Origin of the sequence: Pseudomonas sp. B21-059 (genome assembly GCF_026016285.1) — a bacterium.
Lineage (GTDB): Bacteria > Pseudomonadota > Gammaproteobacteria > Pseudomonadales > Pseudomonadaceae > Aquipseudomonas > Aquipseudomonas danubii.
The window spans coordinates 6,705,281-6,720,549 of sequence record NZ_CP087201.1 but is presented as its reverse complement, the minus strand read 5'-3'; the positions used below and the strand labels follow the sequence as shown (position 1 = coordinate 6,720,549).

The 15,269-nt window shown below is 63.2% G+C and carries 13 protein-coding genes and 1 pseudogene; 8 read left to right on the top strand and 6 right to left on the bottom strand.

Annotated features, from left to right (window positions below; translation table 11 throughout):
• Positions 1-139 precede the first annotated feature (139 nt).
• From LOY69_RS30030 to LOY69_RS30020, 3 genes are all read left to right on the top strand, one after another.
• Complete coding sequence (locus LOY69_RS30030) at positions 140-3,004, top strand: EAL domain-containing protein (protein ID WP_213664471.1); 2,865 nt, start codon at positions 140-142, stop codon at positions 3,002-3,004.
• Positions 3,005-3,171: 167 nt separating this feature from the next.
• Entirely contained in the window at positions 3,172-4,038 is an 867-nt protein-coding gene (gene hexR, locus LOY69_RS30025; protein WP_011064325.1) for a transcriptional regulator HexR, read from the top strand.
• A gap of 105 nt (positions 4,039-4,143) precedes the next feature.
• Positions 4,144-4,356 carry a PA3496 family putative envelope integrity protein gene (locus tag LOY69_RS30020; protein ID WP_081002137.1) on the top strand — a complete coding sequence of 71 codons (213 nt, stop codon included), beginning with the start codon at positions 4,144-4,146 and terminating at the stop codon, positions 4,354-4,356.
• Here LOY69_RS30020 and LOY69_RS30015 read toward each other — a convergent pair.
• On the bottom strand, positions 4,298-5,260 hold the full coding sequence (locus LOY69_RS30015; protein WP_047306689.1) for a LysR family transcriptional regulator: 963 nt from the start codon (positions 5,258-5,260) through the stop codon (positions 4,298-4,300). The genes LOY69_RS30020 and LOY69_RS30015 overlap by 59 nt on opposite strands.
• Before the next feature lie 189 nt (positions 5,261-5,449).
• Between LOY69_RS30015 and LOY69_RS30010 the strand changes: the two genes are divergently transcribed.
• The 4 genes and pseudogenes from LOY69_RS30010 to LOY69_RS29995 all read left to right on the top strand — a co-directional run.
• A complete protein-coding gene (locus LOY69_RS30010) occupies positions 5,450-6,865 on the top strand; it encodes an acetyl-CoA carboxylase biotin carboxylase subunit (RefSeq protein WP_025131542.1) in 1,416 nt (471 codons plus the stop codon).
• A gap of 11 nt (positions 6,866-6,876) precedes the next feature.
• Complete coding sequence (oadA, locus tag LOY69_RS30005; RefSeq protein WP_102862366.1) at positions 6,877-8,685, top strand: sodium-extruding oxaloacetate decarboxylase subunit alpha; 1,809 nt, start codon at positions 6,877-6,879, stop codon at positions 8,683-8,685.
• A gap of 270 nt (positions 8,686-8,955) precedes the next feature.
• The gene (locus LOY69_RS30000) at positions 8,956-10,230 is read left to right on the top strand and encodes a type II toxin-antitoxin system HipA family toxin (RefSeq protein ID WP_265074926.1); all 1,275 of its coding nucleotides are present in this window, start codon (positions 8,956-8,958) and stop codon (positions 10,228-10,230) included.
• Positions 10,227-10,493, top strand: a pseudogene (locus LOY69_RS29995) (helix-turn-helix domain-containing protein); the annotation flags it as partial. The gene LOY69_RS30000 and the pseudogene LOY69_RS29995, both read left to right, overlap by 4 nt.
• Positions 10,494-10,580: 87 nt before the next feature.
• Here the strand turns inward: LOY69_RS29995 and LOY69_RS29990 are convergent.
• Both LOY69_RS29990 and LOY69_RS29985 read right to left on the bottom strand, forming a co-directional pair.
• On the bottom strand, positions 10,581-11,417 hold the full coding sequence (locus LOY69_RS29990) for an amino acid ABC transporter permease (RefSeq protein WP_102862364.1): 837 nt from the start codon (positions 11,415-11,417) through the stop codon (positions 10,581-10,583).
• Positions 11,414-12,235: an ABC transporter substrate-binding protein gene (locus tag LOY69_RS29985; protein ID WP_102881355.1), complete on the bottom strand. Its 822-nt coding sequence runs from the start codon at positions 12,233-12,235 to the stop codon at positions 11,414-11,416. The genes LOY69_RS29990 and LOY69_RS29985 overlap by 4 nt, the downstream gene beginning before the upstream one ends.
• A gap of 110 nt (positions 12,236-12,345) precedes the next feature.
• On the opposite strand from LOY69_RS29985, the gene LOY69_RS29980 reads away from it, so the two are divergent.
• Positions 12,346-13,245 (top strand): homocysteine S-methyltransferase family protein, encoded by a 900-nt coding sequence (locus LOY69_RS29980; RefSeq protein ID WP_102881354.1) that lies wholly within the window; start codon positions 12,346-12,348, stop codon positions 13,243-13,245.
• Between the two features lie 185 nt (positions 13,246-13,430).
• On the opposite strand, the gene LOY69_RS29975 is transcribed toward LOY69_RS29980, so the two are convergent.
• Genes LOY69_RS29975 through LOY69_RS29965 form a run of 3 tightly spaced genes read right to left on the bottom strand, consistent with a single transcriptional unit; the run spans position 13,431 to position 15,222 of the window.
• Positions 13,431-14,102: a GNAT family N-acetyltransferase gene (locus tag LOY69_RS29975; protein ID WP_102881352.1), complete on the bottom strand. Its 672-nt coding sequence runs from the start codon at positions 14,100-14,102 to the stop codon at positions 13,431-13,433.
• Between the two features lie 19 nt (positions 14,103-14,121).
• Positions 14,122-14,568, bottom strand: coding sequence for a GNAT family N-acetyltransferase (locus LOY69_RS29970; protein ID WP_102881351.1), 447 nt, complete (start codon positions 14,566-14,568; stop codon positions 14,122-14,124).
• A gap of 30 nt (positions 14,569-14,598) precedes the next feature.
• On the bottom strand, positions 14,599-15,222 hold the full coding sequence (locus LOY69_RS29965) for an FMN-binding negative transcriptional regulator (protein ID WP_110594178.1): 624 nt from the start codon (positions 15,220-15,222) through the stop codon (positions 14,599-14,601).
• Between the last annotated feature and the right edge of the window lie 47 nt (positions 15,223-15,269).

Sequence of the window (15,269 nt, the reverse complement as noted above, 5' to 3'; positions counted from 1 at the left end):
TCTCTCGCGCGCACACTTGCACGGCGGATTACGGAGGGATTTGTTTTATCGATTTTATGATCCAGAGCAGTTTGGCTCGAGCTTGTGCTTGTGTATGCTCCGCCGACGTTTCGGGCTCTACATTATAAGAATACTGCCTATGACACTTAACCCCGACCCGTCCGGGCCCTTCATGGCGCCGGGGGGCATCCGCCAGCATTACGCCGTCGAGATGGCAGTGGAGCGTACGCGCCTGCTGTATCAGGGCTCGCTGCTGCCGACCCTTTTCATGCTGCTCAACGGTCTGGTGTGCACCTGGTTGCTCTGGAGTCCGGCGCGCTATCTGTTGCTCAGCGTGTGGATGGTCTGGCTGCTGGCCCTGGTGGCCTTGCGGGTGATCCAGGTGGCGGCGTTCGACTCGGCGATTCCCAGTCGCCAGGCGCAGCCCATCTGGCAGCGCATGTTTCTTCTGGGGTCGGCGGTCAGTGGCCTGACCCTGGCCTGCGCAGGCATCGCCCTGGTGCCCACCGACAGCTTTTTGCAGCAGGCCTGGGTTTTCGGCCTGATCGGCGCGGCGATTCTTTCCGCCAGCGTGGCCTACGCGGTCAGCCTGCAGGCTTTTCTCTCCTTCACATTGCCCTGCCTGTTGCCGGCCATCGCCTATCTGTTCTGGGGCGGAGACGATCAGCAGCGCGGCTGGGGCTGGCTTGGGCTGATTCTCCTGGTATCCCTGAGCGTCGTGGCCTGGCAGGTCAACCGCCTGATTCAGCGAGGCCTGTTGCGGCGCTTTCAGAATCAGGCGCTGATCGAGCATCTGCAGGATGCCCAGAGCCGCGGCAGCCAGCTCAACCGCGAGCTGGCCCGTGAGATCGAACAGCGCCGACGGGCCGAAGAACAATTGCGTGAAGCCCAGGCGGGACTGGAGCAGCGGGTGGCCCAGCGCAGCCTGGAACTGGACCAGGCCAACCAGGCCCTGAGCAAGAGCGAGGCGCGCCTGGCCCTGGCCCTGAATGCCAGCGAGCTGGGACTTTGGGACTGGAACCTGCAGACCGACGAAATCCATCACACCCAGATCAAGGAACTGTTTGGCCTGGAGCCCGAAGACGTCACCGCGATGCTCAGCCATCTCAAGCCGCGCCTGCACCCCGAGGATTTGCCGCTGCTCAAACGTGCCTTGGTGGAGCATCTCAAGGGCCGCAGCGAGGATTACCAGGTGGAGTACCGGGTGCGCCATGGCGACGGCCATTGGGTGTGGATCGAGGACCGGGGCAGGGCGGTGGAGCGCAGTCCTGGTGGAAGGGTGTTGCGCATGGTGGGCACGCGGCGGGATATCAGCGCCGACAAGGAAGTGGAGGTGCAGCGCAATCTGGCGGCGACAGTGTTCGAGGCGGCCAGTGAAGGCATCGTCATCCTCGACCCCGAGTACGCCCTGATCGCCGCCAACCAGGCCTTCAGCCAGGTCACGGGCTATCAGATCGAGGACATGCTCGGGCGCAATGTGGTGGAACTGTCCTGTAGCCGCGATGCCCGCCGGCATTACCCGTTGATTCATCAGGCCCTGGAGCAACACGGCAGTTGGCAGGGCGAGCTGGTGGAGACCCGCAAGAACGGCGAGCTCTATCCGCAATGGCTGCAATTGAACGTCGTGCGGGATAAGCGAGGGAAAATCCGCCACATCGTGGGCTTCTTCGCCGATCTCTCGGCTCGGCGCGAGTCCGAGGAGCGCATGCGCTACCTCACTCACTACGATGAACTCACCGGGCTGGCCAACCGCTCCCTGTTTCGCGAGCGCCTGGGCGAGGCCCACCAACGGGTACGCCAGGGCGGCCGCAGCCTGGCCTTGCTGCACATCAATCTGGATCGCTTCAAGTTGCTCAACGACAGCCTCGGCCATGAAGTGGCCGACCAGTTGCTGCAGAAGATGTCCAGGCGACTGGTCAATGCCCTGCCGGAGGCCGACACCATCGCCCGGCTGTCCGGGGATGAGTTCGCTGTGTTGTTCGACGCCTACGGCAGCCTGTCGAGCCTGACGCGGGTGGCGACCCGGCTGCTGAGCAAGTTGCGCCTGCCGATCACCGTCGATGGCCATGAATTGGTGGTCAGCGCCTCCATGGGCATCAGCATGCTGCCGGACAGTGCCCGGGAGATTGCTGCTTTGGTCAGTCAGGCGAACATGGCCATGGCCCACGCCAAGCACCTGGGCGGCAACAACTTCCAGTTCTACACCGAGAGCCTGCAGGCCAGCACCCTGGAGCGTCTGCAACTGGAGAACCAGCTGCGCAAGGCCATCGAAGAAGGCCAGTTGATGGTGTTCTACCAACCCAAGCTGTGCCTGGCCACGGGCCGGCTGAATGCTGCCGAAGCCCTGGTGCGCTGGGATCACCCGACCATGGGCCGGGTGCCGCCGGGGGACTTCATCGGCCTGGCGGAAGAGACCGGGCTGATCGGGCCCATCGGCGAATTTGTGTTGCGCCAGGCCTGCCGCCAAGCCTGCGACTGGCAGCGCCAGGGGCTGGAGCCGATTCGGGTGTCGGTCAACCTGTCGGTGTATCAACTGCGCCAAGGCAAGCTGGTGAGCCTGGTGCGCCAGGTATTGGAAGAAACCGGCCTTGCGCCGCATTTCCTCGAACTGGAACTGACTGAAAGCCAGCTCCTGGACAGCGTCGAGCACATCATCGCGACCTTCCAGCAACTGCGTGATCTGGGAGTGAAGCTGGCCATCGACGACTTCGGCACGGGCTACTCGTCTCTGAGCTACCTCAAGCGCATTCCGGTGGACTACGTGAAGATCGACCAGGCCTTTATCCGTGGTCTTGCCGAAGGTGGCGAGGACGCGGCGATTACCCGGGCAATCATTGCCATGGCGCACGGGCTGTCGCTGAAAGTGGTGGCCGAGGGGGTCGAGGATCCGGCGCAGTTGACCTTCCTGCGGGCCGAACACTGCGATGAAGTGCAGGGCTACCTGATCAGTCGTCCGGTGAATGCCGAAGCGCTCGCGCAGCTGTTGCAGGCCCAGTCTCGCTAGTGGGCGGCGACGCCAGCCACAACGGCTACATAAGTCGTACCCGGCTGAAAATGGGGGGCAGGCCGGCAAATTGATGATGCATTGAACAGGCAAAAAGACGATTCCTGTAGTATAACTACAAGCTTGCTACATCCCCGGCGTCAGCCAATAACAATGAGTCCAGCCCTTTGAACCTGTTGCAGCACATCGCCCAGTCACGTCATTTGTTACGCAAATCGGAACTCAAGGTCGCCGATCACGTGCTCCTTGATCCTGCGGCCGTGATGCACAGTTCCATGGCGGACCTGGCCCACAGCGTGGGCATCAGCGAACCGACCATTGTGCGTTTCTGTCGGGCCATCGGTTGCTCCGGTTTTCAGGACTTGAAGCTCAAGTTGGCCCAGAGCCTTGCCGCCGGTGCCAGCTTTGGCCAGTTCGCGATCCATGAAGACGATTCTGTCGCTGACTACAGCCTGAAGATCTTCGACACCACCCTGCACACCCTGATGGAAGTTCGCGAGAAGCTCGATCCGGTGGCCCTGCAGCAGGCGGTGACGGCCATGTCCCAGGCCCAGCGTGTGGAGTTCTACGGCTTTGGCGCGTCGGGCGCGGTGGCGGCGGATGCCCAGCACAAGTTCTTCCGCCTGCTGCTGACCGCGGCGGCTTATTCCGACCCGCACATGCAGGCGATGTCGGCGGTGACCTTGAAGCCTACCGACGTGGCCATCTGCATTTCCCAGTCCGGGCGTTCCAAGGACCTGCTGATCACCGCCAATCTGGTGCGTGAAAGCGGCGCCTCGCTGATCACCCTGTGCCCGAGCCAGACGCCGTTGGCCGAGCTGTCCACGGTCAACCTGGCCATCGATGTGCACGAAGACACCGAGATCTATACCCCGCTGACCTCGCGTATCGCCCACCTGGTGGTGATCGACGTGCTGGCCATGGGCGTGGCCATGGCTCGCGGGCCGAGCCTGGTGAACCACCTCAAGAGCGTCAAGCGCAGTCTGCGCAGCCTGCGTCTGTCGCCCAAGTCGGTCAAAGCCCTGGACGATTGAGTCTGGAGAGGGGCGAATGTTCATCGTCCTGTAACCGACCCGCCGCCAAACCGTAACCGCCGACGTCCATCGTGAAGCTCCCGTACTCGCATTGGGAGACTCGAAATGGCCCGGCCTTACGAAGAGAGCAACAGCGCAGTCAAGACCCGTCGTCAGCAGGAAGACCAGCGCCGCATGGAATTTCGTCGTGCGATCGAACACCGCTTCGAGCTGCGTCAGTTGCAGCAGCAAATCAACGATTACCCCGAGCTTGAGGCCGTCAATTACTGGCAGGCGGCACCCGCGGCTTCCCGTCGAAGCGTTCAACCAGCCCGCTGATCTGCACGCGTTCGCTGCGGATGAATCCCAGGAACGCATGCGCTACCGGTGACAGGCGTTTGGCTTTGGCCTGCACCAGGCACCAGCTGCGAAGCAATGGCAGCTCTTCGACCGGCAACTCGATCAAGCCGCCGGTCGCCAACTCAAGGTTCAGGGCGTGGCGCGTTAGCAAGGCCACGCCCAGACCCGCCCGCACACATTCACGCTGAGCTTCCGCCGACGACACTTCGAGGATCTGGGTGAAGTGCACGCGCTTCTCCTTGAAGTACTCCTCGCAGGCCAGGCGGGTGCCCGAGCCCGGCTCGCGCAGCACTAGGGTGTAGGGCTCCAGGTCCTGCAGGCGCAGCGGACCCATGTGGCTCAGGGGATGATCCGGCGGTGCCACGGCGACGATGGGGTTATTGAGGAACGGCAGGAACTCCAGCTCCATGTCCTGGGGCACCATGGACATGATCACCAGGTCATCACGGTTGTCCGAGAGGCGGCGGATCACCTGGGCGCGGTTGACCACGGTCAGTTGCAGGTGGACTTCCGGATGCTGGCGCTTGAAGGCGGCAAACAGGTGCGGGACGAAGTACTTGGCGCTGGATTCGATGGCCAGCTTGAGCTGGCCCTGCAGCGAGCCCTGCATGTCCGAGAGCTGCATGTCGAGGTTTTCCAGGCGCCCGAAGATGTCCCGGCTGGCCCGTTGCAGGGCCTCGGCGGCTTCGGTCATGTAGAGCTTCTTGCCGACGTAATCGAACAGCGGCTGGCCGATCAGCTCCTCCAACTGACGGATCTGCAGGCTGACCGCAGGCTGGGTGAGATTCATTTCATCGGCGGCGCGGCTATAGGAGCGTAAATCGCAGACTTCATTGAAAATCTGCAACTGACGTAATGTCAGTCTCATCAATGACTTACGCATTTTTCAGTGCTCGCGCCAAGGGTTGGTAGCACAACTATAAGTCTTTACTTATGCCCAACCCAATAATTATTGATTTTTGTTAATCCCTCTGCAGAGCTAGTGTGACGCGGCGACTGACTTGAAACATTTGGTCACGCGCCGACTCGGTCTAGCGGGTCGTTTGTTCCAACGGCTCAAGGGAACCTCCAAGTGATAAAAAAGATCCTGATCGCCAACCGTGGTGAGATCGCCGTACGAATCGTGCGTGCCTGCGCCGAGATGGGCATCCGTTCGGTAGCGATCTTCTCCGACGCTGATCGCCATGCCCTGCATGTAAAGCGTGCGGATGAGGCCCACAGCATTGGCGCCGAGCCGCTGGCCGGCTACCTGAACCCCCGCAAACTGGTGAACCTGGCGGTGGAAACCGGCTGTGATGCCTTGCATCCCGGCTATGGTTTCCTTTCGGAAAACGCCGAACTGGCGGACATCTGCGCCGAACGTGGAATCAAATTCATTGGCCCGTCGGCGGAAGTCATCCGCCGCATGGGCGACAAGACCGAAGCCCGCCGCAGCATGATCAAGGCCGGCGTGCCGGTGACCCCAGGCACCGAAGGCAACGTCGCGGATATCCACGAAGCCCTGACTGAAGGCGACCGCATCGGCTACCCGGTGATGCTCAAGGCCACCTCCGGTGGTGGCGGCCGCGGCATTCGTCGCTGCAACAGCCGTGAAGAGCTGGAGCAGGCGTTCCCCCGAGTGATTTCCGAAGCCACCAAGGCTTTCGGTTCGGCGGAAGTGTTCCTGGAAAAGTGCATCGTCAATCCCAAGCACATCGAAGCGCAGATCCTCGGCGACAGCTTTGGCAACGTGGTGCACCTGTTCGAGCGCGACTGCTCGATCCAGCGCCGCAACCAGAAGCTCATCGAGATCGCTCCGAGCCCGCAACTGACCCCGGAACAGCGCGCCTACATCGGCGATCTGTCGGTGCGCGCGGCCAAGGCCGTGGGCTACGAGAACGCCGGCACCGTGGAGTTCCTGCTCGCCGAGGGCGAGGTGTACTTCATGGAGATGAACACCCGGGTGCAGGTGGAACACACCATCACCGAGGAAATCACCGGCATCGACATCGTCCGCGAGCAGATCCGCATCGCCTCGGGCCTGCCACTGTCGGTGAAGCAGGAAGACATCCACCACCGTGGTTTCGCCCTGCAGTTCCGGATCAACGCCGAGGACCCGAAGAACAACTTCCTCCCCAGCTTCGGCAAGATCACCCGTTACTACGCCCCCGGCGGCCCCGGCGTGCGCACCGACACGGCGATCTACACCGGCTACACCATTCCGCCGTTCTACGACTCCATGTGCCTGAAACTGGTGGTCTGGGCCCTGACCTGGGAAGAAGCGATGGACCGTGGCCTGCGCGCCCTCGACGACATGCGTCTGCAAGGGGTCAAGACCACCGCCGCCTACTACCAGGAAATCCTGCGTAACCCGGAATTCCGTAGCGGTCAGTTCAATACCAGCTTCGTTGAAAGCCATCCGGAACTGACCAACTACTCGATCAAGCGCAAACCCGAAGAGCTGGCCCTGGCCATCGCCGCCGCCATCGCCGCCCACGCAGGCCTGTGAGGAATAAAACAATGTCCAAGAAGATTCATGTAACCGACACCATCCTGCGCGACGCCCACCAATCGCTGCTGGCGACCCGCATGCGCACCGAAGACATGCTGCCGATCTGCGACAAGCTCGACAAAGTCGGCTACTGGTCCCTGGAAGTCTGGGGCGGCGCGACCTTCGACGCCTGCGTGCGCTTCCTCAAGGAAGACCCCTGGGAGCGCCTGCGCCAATTGCGCGCGGCGCTGCCCAACACTCGCCTGCAAATGCTCCTGCGCGGGCAGAACCTGCTGGGCTATCGCCACTACAGCGATGACGTGGTCAAAGCCTTCGTGGCCAAGGCCGCGGTCAATGGCATCGACGTGTTCCGCATCTTCGACGCGATGAACGACGTACGTAACCTGCGGGTGGCGATCGAAGCGGTGAAAGCCGCCGGCAAGCACGCCCAGGGCACCATTGCCTACACCACCAGCCCGGTGCACACCATCGAGGCCTTCGTGGCCCAGGCCAAGCAGATGGAAGCCATGGGCTGCGACTCCATCGCCATCAAGGACATGGCCGGCCTGCTGACCCCTTATGCCACCGGCGAGCTGGTCAAGGCGCTGAAGGCCGAGCTGTCGCTGCCGGTGTTCATCCACTCCCACGACACCGCCGGCCTGGCTGCCATGTGCCAGCTCAAGGCCATCGAGAACGGCGCCGACCATATCGACACCGCCATCTCCAGCTTCGCCTGGGGCACCAGTCACCCGGGCACCGAGTCGATGGTTGCGGCCCTTAAAGGCAGCGAGTTCGACACCGGCCTGGACCTGGAACTGCTGCAAGAGATCGGCCTGTACTTCTACGCCGTGCGCAAGAAGTACCACCAGTTCGAAAGCGAATTCACCGCGGTCGACACCCGGGTGCAAGTCAACCAGGTGCCGGGCGGGATGATTTCCAACCTGGCCAACCAGTTGAAAGAGCAGGGCGCGTTGAACCGCATGGGCGAAGTGCTGGCCGAGATCCCGCGGGTGCGTCACGACCTGGGCTACCCGCCGCTGGTGACCCCGACCTCGCAGATCGTCGGCACCCAGGCGTTCTTCAACGTCCTGGCCGGCGAGCGCTACAAGACCATCACCAACGAAGTGAAGCTCTACCTGCAAGGCGGCTACGGCAAGGCCCCGGGTCAGGTGGACGAAAACCTGCGGCGCCAGGCCATCGGCAGCGAGGATGTGATCGATGTGCGTCCGGCCGACCTGCTGAAACCGGAAATGACCAAGCTGCGCGGCGAAATCGGTGCCCTGGCCCATTCCGAAGAAGACGTGCTGACCTACGCCATGTTCCCGGACATCGGGCGCAAATTCCTCGAAGAGCGTGAGGCCGGCACCCTGGTTCCGGAAGCGTTGCTGCCGATCCCCGAAGCCGGTGGCGTCAGCAAGCCGGGCGGTGAAGGCGTGCCTACCGAGTTCGTCATCGACGTCCACGGCGAAACCTACCGCGTCGACATCACTGGCGTCGGGGTCAAGGCCGAAGGCAAGCGCCACTTCTACCTGTCCATCGACGGCATGCCGGAAGAAGTGGTGTTCGAGCCACTCAACGAGTTCGTCGGCGGCGGCACCAGCAAGCGCAAACAGGCCAGCGCCCCGGGCCATGTCAGCACCACCATGCCGGGCAACATCGTCGATGTGCTGGTCAAGGAAGGCGACGTGGTCAAGGAAGGTCAGGCGGTGCTGATCACCGAAGCCATGAAGATGGAAACCGAAGTCCAGGCGGCCGTCGCCGGCAAGGTCGTGGCGATCCACGTGGCCAAGGGCGACCGGGTCAACCCGGGCGAAATCCTCATCGAAATCGAGGGCTGAATTCAGGCCCTCATCTGCAACGGTTTACCTCGGGGGAGCTACGGCTCCCCTTTTTTTTGCTTTTCTGAAGTGTCTTTTAATGCATTTTATGGGAGGAATATTTTATCGAAATGCATTTTGATGCACTTTTAGGCATATTGGCTTGGAAAAACTGCAATATAATGCACGGATGATTGAAGCGGAGCGTCTCTTGAAGTGCAGCAAATGACAGGTACCCCAATGCTCCGGCTGACGTTGCAGCTCTACGGCGCAGGGGCGTGGGCCGATGCCATGACCCTGAGTTTCGACAACCCTGAAGAGGGCTTTGCCAGCCCTTGCAGCTTTGGTTATGTCCCGCAGTATCTGGTGGACAACCTGGACGCTGTTGCCAGCTCGCTGGGCCGCTCGGTCAGTGCACAGATACCTTTGGGGTGGGAGCCCTGGCGAGAGGACCGGGCTCCGGCCTTTCTTTATGACCTGATCGCAACGCCGGCGGCGCGCAGCTTTTTGCTCCGGCAGATCGGCCATGAGCGGCCCGATGGCATGGGCAGCGAGTTGTTCCTCCTGGCCCGAAGCACTGCGGCGCCCATTGGCCATCTGCGGATCAAGGAGTCCCTGGCGGGGTTGCACAGGCGTCCGGCCCTGGGCTTCACCCGGGAACAGGTGGTGACCCTGGATAACCGTTTTCTTGAATACGCCCATGAGCAGGCGGCGGCCTTTGGTGGCACGGCGAGCATCGGCGACGAAGCGCCCAAGCTGTTGCTGACAGAAAACCGCGAGGGCTTGTTGTACCCCGATGCGCTGCTCGATGACGCTTGTGCAGCGCGTCACTGGTGGGTGAAGTTCCCCCGTCACCCGGCTTCGCCGAATGCCTGCGACATCCTCAGAAGCGAGTTCCATTACTACCGGGCGCTGCAGCAGCTGGGTATCGAGACGTTCCCGGCGCCTGGGCTGGCGCTGGAAGAGGGTCGGCGGCCAAGCCTGTGGATGCAGCGTTTTGACCGTCGGCTAACGCCCGCCGGAGTCGAGCGTCTGGCGGTGGAGTCGATCTATTCCCTGGCCGGGCTGGTGGGCCATGGCCAGGGCATGCGCCATACCGAGGTCCTGGGGATTCTCGCTGAACTGTGGCGCGCCACCGGCCAGGAGGCGTCGATCCCTGAACTGGTGGCGGACTACCTGCGGCGCGACCTGCTCAACAGGATCCTCGGCAACACCGACAATCATGGCCGCACGCTTGCGGTGGTTCGCACGGATACAGAGGTGCGCCTGGCCCCGATCCATGACCTGGCGCCCAAGGTCATGGATGACCAGGGGATTGTCCGCACCACCAAATGGCCCGGACGCATGGAAGTAGCCGGCGACGTCGACTGGCGCCTGGTGTGTGCCAGCCTCAAGCCGCTGCTCGATCCCGAGGCCGCCCTGACGCGCCTGCGGGCAGATGCCGAACACCTGCGGGCCCTGCCGGACCTGTTGAGTGCCGGCGGCCTGCCCGAAGCCACCTTCAATCATCCGCGCATTCACCTGCGCCACCTGGACCGACGCCTGCAGGAGTGGGGATTGCGATGAGCATGACGCTGGAAGAACGCGGGGCCTTGATCGACCACATCCAGCAGGAGCTGGCGGGCGGTCGCTTGTCGCTTGGCGACGCGGTCAAGCGCCTGCGCACTGAAGTCACGGGGCTGCATCAGAGCCAGTTTGCCCGTATGTGCCGGATTTCCCTGCGCACCCTGATCCATATCGAACACGGTGACGGCAACCCGACCCTCAAGTCATTGAATGCGGTGTTCAAGCCGTTCGGCTTGCAGATGGGGGTGGTGAAGGTGCAGAAGACCAGCCGCGCCCGTTCGCTGCTCGATGAACTTGAGCGCTCGGCAAGAAGCCCGGGTATTCCCGGGCCTTCGACGCTTGCCTGAGCCTTAGCCGCGTTTGGCGTAGCCCTTGCCGTAATGCTTTTCCATCCGTGCCTGGATCAGTTCCAGGCCGATGGACAGCAGCCAGTAGATCAGCGCCGCGGTGCTGAGCATTTCAATGTAGCGGTAGCTGGAGCGGCCGTAGGACTGGGCCAGGAACATCACTTCCCAGACCCCCATCACCGAGATCAGCGACGAGTCCTTGAGCATCGATATGAACTGGTTGGTGGCCGGCGGGATGATGGTGCGCATGGCCTGGGGCAGAGTCACCTGCCAGAAGATCACGCTGTCGCTCATGCCCAGGGCCAAGGCGGCCTGGCGTTGGCCGTGGGGCACGCCCAGGATGCCGGCACGGAAAATCTCGCTGAGGTAGGCGCCGTAGTTCAGCGACAGGGCGATGATCCCGGCGGTAATGGCGCCCGGCACCACTCCCAGTTGCGGCAGGCCGAGGTAGATCAGCAGGATCTGGATCAGCAACGGCGTGCCGCGAAAGAACGAGGCATAGAAGCTGGCGATGCCGAAGGCCACGGCGCTGGACGACAGGCGCGCCAGGGCGGTGACAAAGCCCAGCAGCGACGAAGCGACGATGGAGCAGGCGCAGAGGAACAGGGTCAGCGCCGCGCCCTGGAGAAAGCCGCTGGGGGACAGGTGCAGGCCCAGCAGGTTCGGCAGCTTGTCGAGGATGATCGAGAACTTCAGATCGAAGCTCAGGAAGAAGCTGGCGAACAGCACCAGCAGCGCCGCCCAGGTCAGGTACAGACGAGTGCGAAAGCCCAGCAGACGCTTGAGCAGCGGTTCAGCCACCGGTTGCGGTGGCTGAGGCGGTGGCGTGTAGGCAGTCATTGGCTGATATCGGCGCCGATCCATTTCTGCGACAGCTTGCTCAGGGTGCCGTCCTGCTTCAACTGGGCGAAGACTTCACGCACCTTGGCGTTCCACTGGGCATCGCCTTTCTCGATGGCCACCGAGTTGGGCTCGGCGTACAAGGCCTCGCCGGCCAGCTTGAAGCGCGCATCCTGGGTCAGCCGCGGCTGCGCGGTGACCAGGTTGGTGAGGATCGCATCCAGGCGCACGCCCGGGCCCAGGCCGAGGTCCTGGAAGGCCACGTTGTCGGTGTCGTAGGGGGCGATCTGTACGTTCTCGAAGGGGTATTGCAGGTGGGTGTCCTCGGCGCCTTCGATCACCAGGTTCTTGTTCAGGTAGCTCTCGTAGCTGGAGGCGGCAGTCAGGCCGACCTTCTTGTCGCTCAGGTCCTTGGCGCTGTGGATACGATCATCCTTGGCGTTGACCACTATCACCGCCGGCGAGGCGTAGTACTGCACCGGGAAGTCGAAGACTTCGGCGCGGGCCTTGCTCGGGGTCATGGAGCAGATGCAGATGTCGTAGCGTCCGCTCCAACGTCCCGCGGCGATCACATCCCAAGACGGGGTTTCCAGGCGCAGCTTGACGCCGAGCTTGTCGGCCACGGCCTTGGCCACGTCGACGTCGAAGCCGTCCAGCTGGTTCTGGTCATTGAGGAACGAGAAGGGCGGGTAGCTTTCCATCAGCACTCCGACCAGCTCCTTTTTCTGCTCGATACGCTCCAGGGTGGCGCCGGCGAAGGCTTGGGAAGAGGCGGTAAGCAGGGTCAGGCCGAGGGCCAGCAGCGGTTTGAAATTCATCGGAATCCTGACTGAAAAAGAGTTGTTATTAACCGAATGGTGCGTATTTAATAGTTATAAGAACGACTCCGGTAGTGAGTTATTTTCATAAGCATATGAGTAAAAAGCATATGGGCGCAGGTAGCACGGTAATTCTGGATGGCGGTATGGGTCGTGAGTTGCAGCGCCGTGGTGCGCCGTTCCGGCAGCCCGAGTGGTCGGCCCTGGCGTTGAGCGAGGACCCCCAGGCGGTGGAGGCGGTGCATGCGGCCTATATCGCCAGCGGTTCCAACGTGATCACCAGCAACAGCTACGCCGTGGTGCCTTTCCACATCGGTGAAGAGCGTTTTGCCGCCGAAGGCCAGGCCCTGGCGGCCCTGGCCGGTGAGCTGGCGCGCCGCGCAGTAGAGGCCTCCGGCAAGCCGGTGCGGGTGGCGGGTTCGTTGCCGCCGCTGTTCGGTTCCTATCGCCCGGACCTGTTCGATGCGTCCCGGGTTGAGGAGGTGCTGAGCCCACTGGTTAAAGGGCTGGCGCCTTTCGTGGACCTGTGGCTCGCAGAAACCCAAAGCTCGATCGCCGAGGCGCGGGCCATCCACGCCGGACTGCCCAAGGACGGCAAGCCGTTCTGGCTGTCCTTCACCCTCAAGGACGAAGAGGTCGATGAAGTGCCGCGCCTGCGTTCCGGCGAGCCGGTGGCTGAAGCGGCGGCGGTGGCGGCGCAGTTGGGCGTGCAGACCCTGCTGTTCAACTGCAGCCAGCCGGAAGTGATTGGTGCGGCGGTGGATGCCGCTCGCGAGACCTTCGAGCGCCTGGGGGTGCAGATCCATATCGGCGTGTACGCCAATGCCTTCCCGCCGCAGCCCGAGGATGCCACCGCCAACGACGGCCTGTGCCCCCTGCGGGAAGACCTGGACCCGCCGGGTTATCTGCAATGGGTGGCGGACTGGCACCAGCGCGGTGCCAGCCATGTCGGCGGGTGCTGCGGCATTGGGCCGGAGCATATTGCGGTGCTGGCGCAGAAGCTGGGCTGACCCCTGTAGCCGCTGCCGCAGGCTGCGCCAAGGTCCGCAGGACCTTCCGCGGCCTTCAACGGCGGCGCCCGCTGCGTCGGAGTGCCGCCCAGCCCGGTCGCAGCCTGCGGCAGCGGCTACAGGTCTTCTGCCAGGCCGGGCTCACCGCCCCCTTGTAGGCGCCGGCTTGCCGGCGAAAACCACGGTTACCCGCGACACTCCGCCAGCGACTTGAGCTGCCCCGCGCCGCTCTGGTTCTCATCGCTGAGCCATTGCTCGAAACCCTTGGCAATCACTGGCCATTCCCCGTCCAGGATCGAGAACCACGCGGTATCGCGGTTCTGTCCCTTGGCCACCATGTGCTGGCGGAACACCCCCTCGAAGCTGAAACCCAAACGCTCGGCGGCGTAGCGCGAGCGGGCATTGGCGTTGTTGCACTTCCATTCCAGGCGCCGGTAGCCCAGGGCGAAAGCTTCCTTGGCCAGCAGGTACACCGCCTCGGTGCTCTTGGGCGAGCGCTGCATCGGTGCGCCGAAAGTGACGTGGCCGATCTCGATGCGGCCCTGGGCCGGGACGATGGACATCAGGCTGATCAGGCCCTGGGCCTGGCCACTGGCGCGGTCGATCACGGTGAAGAAATACGGGTCACTGGCAAGGGCGTGGTTACCGAGCCAGGCATCGAACGCCGCACGCTCGGGGAAGGGGCCATAAGGCAGGTAGTTCCACAGCACGGGGTCGGCGCCGGGGCCTTGCAGCACCTGGAACAGCTCATCGCCATGGCGCACCGGGTCGAGCCTTTCCAAACGGATGAAACGCCCTTCAAGCAGGGTGGCCGAAGGGGCGGGGACGCCTTTCCAATCGGCGAGAGAAATCGACATGCAGTGGCTCCTTGCGGGTTCAGAGGGGTTTGCGGAACTGGATAAAGCCCGGGCGCTCGGCGATGCGCTCGTAGAGCTGGATGGCCGTGGCATTGGTTTCGTGGGTCAGCCAATGCACCTTGGCGCAGCCGTCCTGTTTCGCCTGGGCGTAGACGAACTCGATCAGCTGGCGGCCGACGCCGGTGCCGCGCTGGTCCGGGGTCACCAGCAGGTCCTGCAGGTAGCAGGAATTCTCGATGCTCCAGTTGGAGCGGTGGTAGATGAAATGCACCAGGCCCACGGCGCGCTCGCCGTCCCAGGCCAGGGCCGCGTGGGTCGGCTCGCGGGCATCGAGGAAGCGCTGCCAGGTGCTCTGGGTCACGGCGTCCGCCAGTTCGGTTTCGTAGAAGCGCAGGTAGGCCTGCCACAACGGCAGCCAGGCGGCGTGGTCGGCGGTGGTAACCGGGCGGATCTGGATCTGGCTCATGAAAGCTCCTTTATTGTTCTGGGCGGGCACTCAGCCCATCAGTTGCGACAGGTGTTGGTCACGCGGGTCGGCGCTGGCCGCCAGACCGTCGCGGACCCCGGCAATATCTTCGGCATTGCGGTTCTGGCTGAGCTTGCGCTTGCCCTCCAGGCGCTGGATCGGCAGGGCGAAACCGACAATCGCTTTGAGCATGCCGTCGATGTAGTCGGCCGGGGCATCGGCCACCTTCCACGGTTGCGGGCGACCGGCCTCGTGACGCTCGGTCAGGCCCTCGACCACCTGCAGCAGCCGCTGCGGGTCGGTGAAGACCTCCGGCTGGCCATAGGCGTGCACCGCCACGTAGTTCCAGGTGGGCACCACTTTGCCGTGTTCGGCCTTGCTCGGATAGAACGAAGGGCTGATATAGGCATCCTCGCCCATGAAGATCAGCAACGCTTCGGCGCCACTGGCGAGCTCGGCGCACTGTGGGTTGGCCTTGGCCAAGTGTCCGTAGAGGGTGCCATTGGCCCCCTGTTCGGGGGCCAGCAGCAGTGGCACGTGGCTAGCCTGCAGGCCCAGGGCGCCCCAGGTCACCAGGGTCGCCAGGCGGCTGTGTTGGATCACGCCCTGCAGGCGGGGGAGGTCTTCATCGACGAAAGCGCGCGGTAGGTACATGGAAAAAATCCTTGGCGAGTGGCTGCATCCTAGGCAGGCTAATGGTT